At 35.0% G+C, this 4,899-nt stretch carries 4 protein-coding genes and 1 pseudogene; 3 read left to right on the top strand and 2 right to left on the bottom strand.

Annotation, left to right across the window (positions count from 1 at the left end):
- Nucleotides 1–212: 212 nt before the first annotated feature.
- Together HMPREF9088_RS04290 and HMPREF9088_RS04285 are read right to left on the bottom strand one after the other, a co-directional pair.
- Complete coding sequence (locus tag HMPREF9088_RS04290) at nt 213–2,330, bottom strand: heavy metal translocating P-type ATPase (protein ID WP_001291323.1); 2,118 nt, start codon at nt 2,328–2,330, stop codon at nt 213–215.
- Entirely contained in the window at nt 2,327–2,686 is a 360-nt protein-coding gene (locus tag HMPREF9088_RS04285) for an ArsR/SmtB family transcription factor (protein ID WP_003726380.1), read from the bottom strand. Before HMPREF9088_RS04285 ends, HMPREF9088_RS04290 begins: the two co-directional genes overlap by 4 nt.
- A 240-nt stretch (nt 2,687–2,926) precedes the next feature.
- Between HMPREF9088_RS04285 and HMPREF9088_RS04280 the strand changes: the two genes are divergently transcribed.
- The 3 genes and pseudogenes from HMPREF9088_RS04280 to HMPREF9088_RS12335 form a co-directional block, all read left to right on the top strand.
- Nucleotides 2,927–3,511, top strand: a complete 585-nt coding sequence (locus HMPREF9088_RS04280; RefSeq protein ID WP_007207927.1) for a recombinase family protein — start codon at nt 2,927–2,929, stop codon at nt 3,509–3,511.
- Nucleotides 3,512–3,671: 160 nt separating this feature from the next.
- Complete coding sequence (locus tag HMPREF9088_RS04275; RefSeq protein ID WP_007207926.1) at nt 3,672–4,631, top strand: IS30 family transposase; 960 nt, start codon at nt 3,672–3,674, stop codon at nt 4,629–4,631.
- Nucleotides 4,632–4,641: 10 nt separating this feature from the next.
- Nucleotides 4,642–4,764, top strand: a pseudogene (locus HMPREF9088_RS12335) (replication initiation protein); the annotation flags it as partial.
- Between the last annotated feature and the right edge of the window lie 135 nt (nt 4,765–4,899).

The following is a 4,899-nucleotide window of genomic DNA, read 5'->3' as shown; positions in this document are numbered from 1 at the left end:
TATTATAAACTATTTAACTTTTAGAACTCAAAAACCGTTTGTCTATTTAGAGTGTACCCTAAATACACATTGATATTATGTTGAAAAATCTAGCGTGTCATTTTAATATTTAAATGGCGCATAGTTTGCTTCATAACTAGCGTTCAAAAAAACTAAAAATGTATCATAAAAAGAAGGCACGCTTATAAACATGCCTTCTTTTATTTGTTGTGTTATTTAACTTTCATCAATCGTAATCCGTTTAATGTTACTAAAAGCGTTGCTCCCATATCTGCTACAATAGCAATCCATAGTGTTAGCCAACCTGGTATGACTAGTAGTAGAGCTAATAGTTTTATACCTAATGAGAAGGTGATATTTTGCTTAATTACTTTTAGAGTTTGGCGGCTAAGTCTAACAATGAATGGTAATTTTTGTAAATCGTCGCCCATTAGAGCAACATCAGCAGTTTCGAGAGCCGTATCTGTTCCTGCACCGCCCATTGCAATACCAACCGTCGATGCAGCTAATGCTGGTGCATCATTAATGCCGTCGCCCACCATTGCTACTTTATTATAAGTTGTCCGTAACGCTTTAATCGAATCTAATTTTTCTTGAGGCATTAGATCTCCTTTTATTTCAGTCACACCTAATTGCTTACCAATAGATTCAGCGGTTTTAGTATTATCACCAGTAAGCATAATAGTGTGTTCAATTGACAACTTGTGGAGTTCAGAAATAACGGCAGCACTTGAATCTCTTACTTCATCTGCGACAGCAATTACTCCTAAAATTTGTTCGTCAGTACCGAAATACATGGCGGTTTTCCCTTGTTCTTGAAATTGTCTGTATTGTACTTTGACCGCTGTTTCTTCGATTACTGATGCAGAAAACAGTTTAGGGCTTCCAATATAGTAACGTATGTTTTGATGTATACCTGTAAGTCCTTTACCTGTGATAGATTGGAAATCCTCGATTTGTATTGACTTGTAATCCACATTAGTTTTATCCGCTTCGTTTAAAATAGCAGAAGCTAATGGGTGTTGAGAAAGAGATTCCAACGATGAAATAATCGATAGATAATTTATATCAGTTTCAGAACTGGTTGCAATGAAATCCGTTACGACAGGCTTTCCTTTTGTTAAGGTTCCAGTCTTATCGAAAGCAATTGCTCTCAAATGACCAATTTCTTCCAGATAGACTCCGCCTTTTACTAAAACACCATTTTTTGCTGCATTACCAATAGCCGAAACAATTGAAACAGGTGTTGAGATCACTAATGAACAAGGACATCCGACAACTAAAATGGATAACCCTTGGTAAAGCCATTTATTCCAGTCACCACCAAAGAATAGCGGAGGAACAACCACTATCAAAAGGGCCATAATAATTATGAATGGCGTATAGTATTTTGCAAATTTATCTACAAAGGCTTGTGCAGGAGCTCGTTCTCCTTGCGCTTCTTCAACTAAGTGAATGATTTTGGCAATCGTTGTATCCGTTACTTTTTTTGTTACTTTGACTTCAAGAACACCTTCTTCATTTAGTGTTCCTGCAAACACTTCATCATCTAACTGTTTTTCAACAGGAACCGATTCTCCTGTTATTGCTGCTTGATTTACTGAAGAATGACCGTTGATAACAAGCCCATCCATGGCTATTTTTTGTCCGGGTTTAATGATCATAATATCGTCGATATCGATTTTATCGACACTGACTAATTGCTCTACATTGTTTCTCCTGATAAGAGCTTCTTTGGGAGCTATATCCATAAGAGAACGAATCGACTGTCTTGCTTTATCCATTGAAAATCGTTCCAAAGCTTCGCTAATAGCAAATAGTATTACTACAATAGAACCTTCGGCCCATTCTCCAATAAATGCGGCCCCAATAATTGCAATAGTCATTAAAGATTCCATGGAGAAGTCCAATTTGATCAAATCAGAGAACCCTTCTTTAAATAAATCAAATCCACCAATTATTATTGCCAATATATAAAGAGCTTTCGTTAATAAATGATCTTCGCCCAATGATAGTTGGGAAATCACAGCAACAAGTATAAAACCAAGAGAGATGATTAAAGCGATATTCCGTTTAATAAAAGACTCTTTTGATCTAACTTGTTCATCATTTTCTTGATCATCACGAATGATAAGATTTTCGAAGGCTCCCGCTTCTTCGAGTTCTTCAATTGTTGTTTGGCCTTCTACTGAAATCTTACTTGCACCAAAGTTTACTGTTGCACTCGTAACTCCTGGCAACTGCTTTACATTTTTTTCAAATTTACCTGCACAATTTGTACAGCTTAATCCTTCTATTCGATAGGTTTTTTCGGTCATTTTCTCACTCATGCTAGCACCTCTTCTTTAAAATTTACGCCAAGCTCCATAAGATTTAAGATTTTGATATTTTTAATAAAATAGTAGACTAACTTACCATCCTTGTGACTATCAACTACTCCCAATTTTTTTAAGGAGTTCAGATGGTGTGAAGTTGTTGCGACCGAAGCATCAATGATATTAGCAATATCACAAACACATAGCTCATCTTCATGAACTAAAGCATGTACAATTTTAAGTCGATTTTCATCTGACAATATTTTAAAGAAACCACTTACTGACGGAGTATCAAAGTTTGCTAGTTTAGATTTAGCACGATTAACTTTGTCTTCATGAATACAAGTTATTTCACAAATTTCATTATTCATACGATCATTCCTTTACATTCAAATGTTTGTTTGAATGTATTGTATCAGAACATCCATCTATATTCAAGTGAATGTTTGAATGTTCATAAAATGAGGCGTTTCTGAACACTCTATTTTTTTATCTTATTTCTATAATTTTGATTCTATTATATGTTCACAAACCCATATCAAAATCTATGTTCATTTATACCGTTGGTATAAAGTTATATTACAATAAAATTAATGAAGGAGTGATTTTTTTTGAAAATAGGATACGCCCGGGTATCTACTGGTTTACAAAATTTGGATTTACAAGAAGACAGCCTAAATAAATTTAGTTGTGAAAAAATTTTTACCGATCATATAAGTGGAGCAAAAAGTAATCGACCAGGATTAGAAATGGCGATTGATTTTGTTCGCTCTGGCGATACACTTGTTGTTTGGCGCTTAGATCGTTTAGGTAGAAATATGGAAGATTTGATTTCAATCGTCAATCGACTGAATGAGCGAGGTGTTAGTTTTCATAGTCTTCAAGAAAACATTACGATGGATAAATCTAGTTCGACTGGTCAGCTCATGTTTCATTTATTTGCTGCATTTGCAGAATTTGAACGCAACTTAATATTGGAACGATCTGCAGCAGGACGAGCAGCGGCTCGAGCAAGAGGGCGCTTTGGAGGTCGTCCTGAAAAATTAAAAACCCAAGACTTAGAATTATTAAAGACTCTAGTTGATAGTGGAACACCTATTAAAACAATTGCCGAACGTTGGAATGTTTCTCGAACAACGATTTACCGTTATTTAGATAAAATGGAGGAAAAAGATGGAAAGACAAACGCTCACTAGTTTTTCAGAACAGCATAGAATAGCTGCTATGAAAAAATATAAAATTATTGAGCCTTATCTTAATAAACGCCGATTGTAAAATTAAGCTAGGCAAATAAAAAAGTCATTTTTGATACACTCAAGATAGTTCCGTCGAAAGAATTATAAGGAGTGGATACAAATGACCTATACCCATCTTACACCAGACGAGCTCGTTATGATAGAGGCTTATGCGAAAGCCCATCAACCTGTTGCGAAAACAGCTCAGATGTTGAAACGTTCAAGACAAACAATCTATACTGTTTACGATTATTTTAAGGATGGACATACTGCATTAGAATACTACCAAAATTACAATAAAAATAAGGCGAAATGCGGGAGACATACCATCGTTTTACCAGCAGAACAAGTAAGTTACATTCAAAAAAAAGTTGTTCAAGGGTGGGCTCCAGATGTGATTGTTGGTCGAGCTGAGTTCCCTATTGGTTGTTCTGTCCGTACTATTTATAGAATGTTCAAAAGGGGTATATTTGATTGTTCTGTTTTACCAATGAAAGGGAAACGAAAACCCAATGGACACCAAGAAAAACGCGGTAAACAAGCGTTTAGACGTTCAATACATGAACGTTCGAATGATTATACTTCTTTTGAAGCAGAGTTTGGTCACCTTGAAGGTGACACTATCGTAGGACAGAAACACAAAAGTGCGGTTATTACCTTAGTTGAACGTTTGTCTAAAGTCATTATTACATTGAAGCCTTGTGGTAGACTGGCTATGGATATCGAAAATAGATTAAATGCTTGGTTTGAATCCGTACCTAAAAACTTGTTCAAGTCGATTACTTTTGATTGCGGGAAAGAATTTTCAAATTGGAAACAAATCAGGAATAAAAACGATATCAATATCTACTTTGCAGATCCCGGAACACCTTCGCAACGAGGGTTGAACGAGAATTCTAATGGATTATTACGAAAAGACGGCTTATCAAAAGCAATGGATTTTCATTTAGTGGATGAAACGTTTATTCAGTCTGTAGCATCAAAAAGAAATCACATTCCAAGGAAATCATTGAATTACAAGACACCGTTAGAAGTATTCTTGAGCTATTTAGCTGATGATGATTTGTCTAACTTAATTTGACATTTGAGATAACTATAAAGCAACAGCTAATGTGAGATTTATTGATGATTTAACAGAAACTTATGAGAAGATATTATCATTACGTTTTGGAAAAAGAAGTAAAAGTGAATTGAGTGTAGAAATGTATCTTATGTAAAATAAAATATTTTTGAATTTCATTTATACACACACGATAAATAGATCAATTTTATGATCCCCCACACTTAAGAGATAGTGTTGGCTAATAAAACAAATAGCTTAGCCCATACGAAGTGGATGTGCAAATACC

Source organism: Enterococcus italicus DSM 15952 (assembly GCF_000185365.1).
In the GTDB taxonomy this organism is placed as follows: domain Bacteria; phylum Bacillota; class Bacilli; order Lactobacillales; family Enterococcaceae; genus Enterococcus_G; species Enterococcus_G italicus.
Note: the sequence above shows the minus strand (reverse complement) of the source record. Positions and strands in the feature narration are given on the sequence as shown.

What these genes read in the sequence shown, in the direction of transcription:
- HMPREF9088_RS04275 (WP_007207926.1), top strand. Translation starts at nt 3,672, where the DNA reads ATGACCTATACCCATCTTACACCAGACGAGCTCGTTATGATAGAGGCT.
- HMPREF9088_RS04285 (WP_003726380.1), bottom strand. Translation starts at nt 2,686, where the DNA reads ATGAATAATGAAATTTGTGAAATAACTTGTATTCATGAAGACAAAGTT.
- HMPREF9088_RS04290 (WP_001291323.1), bottom strand. Translation starts at nt 2,330, where the DNA reads ATGAGTGAGAAAATGACCGAAAAAACCTATCGAATAGAAGGATTAAGC.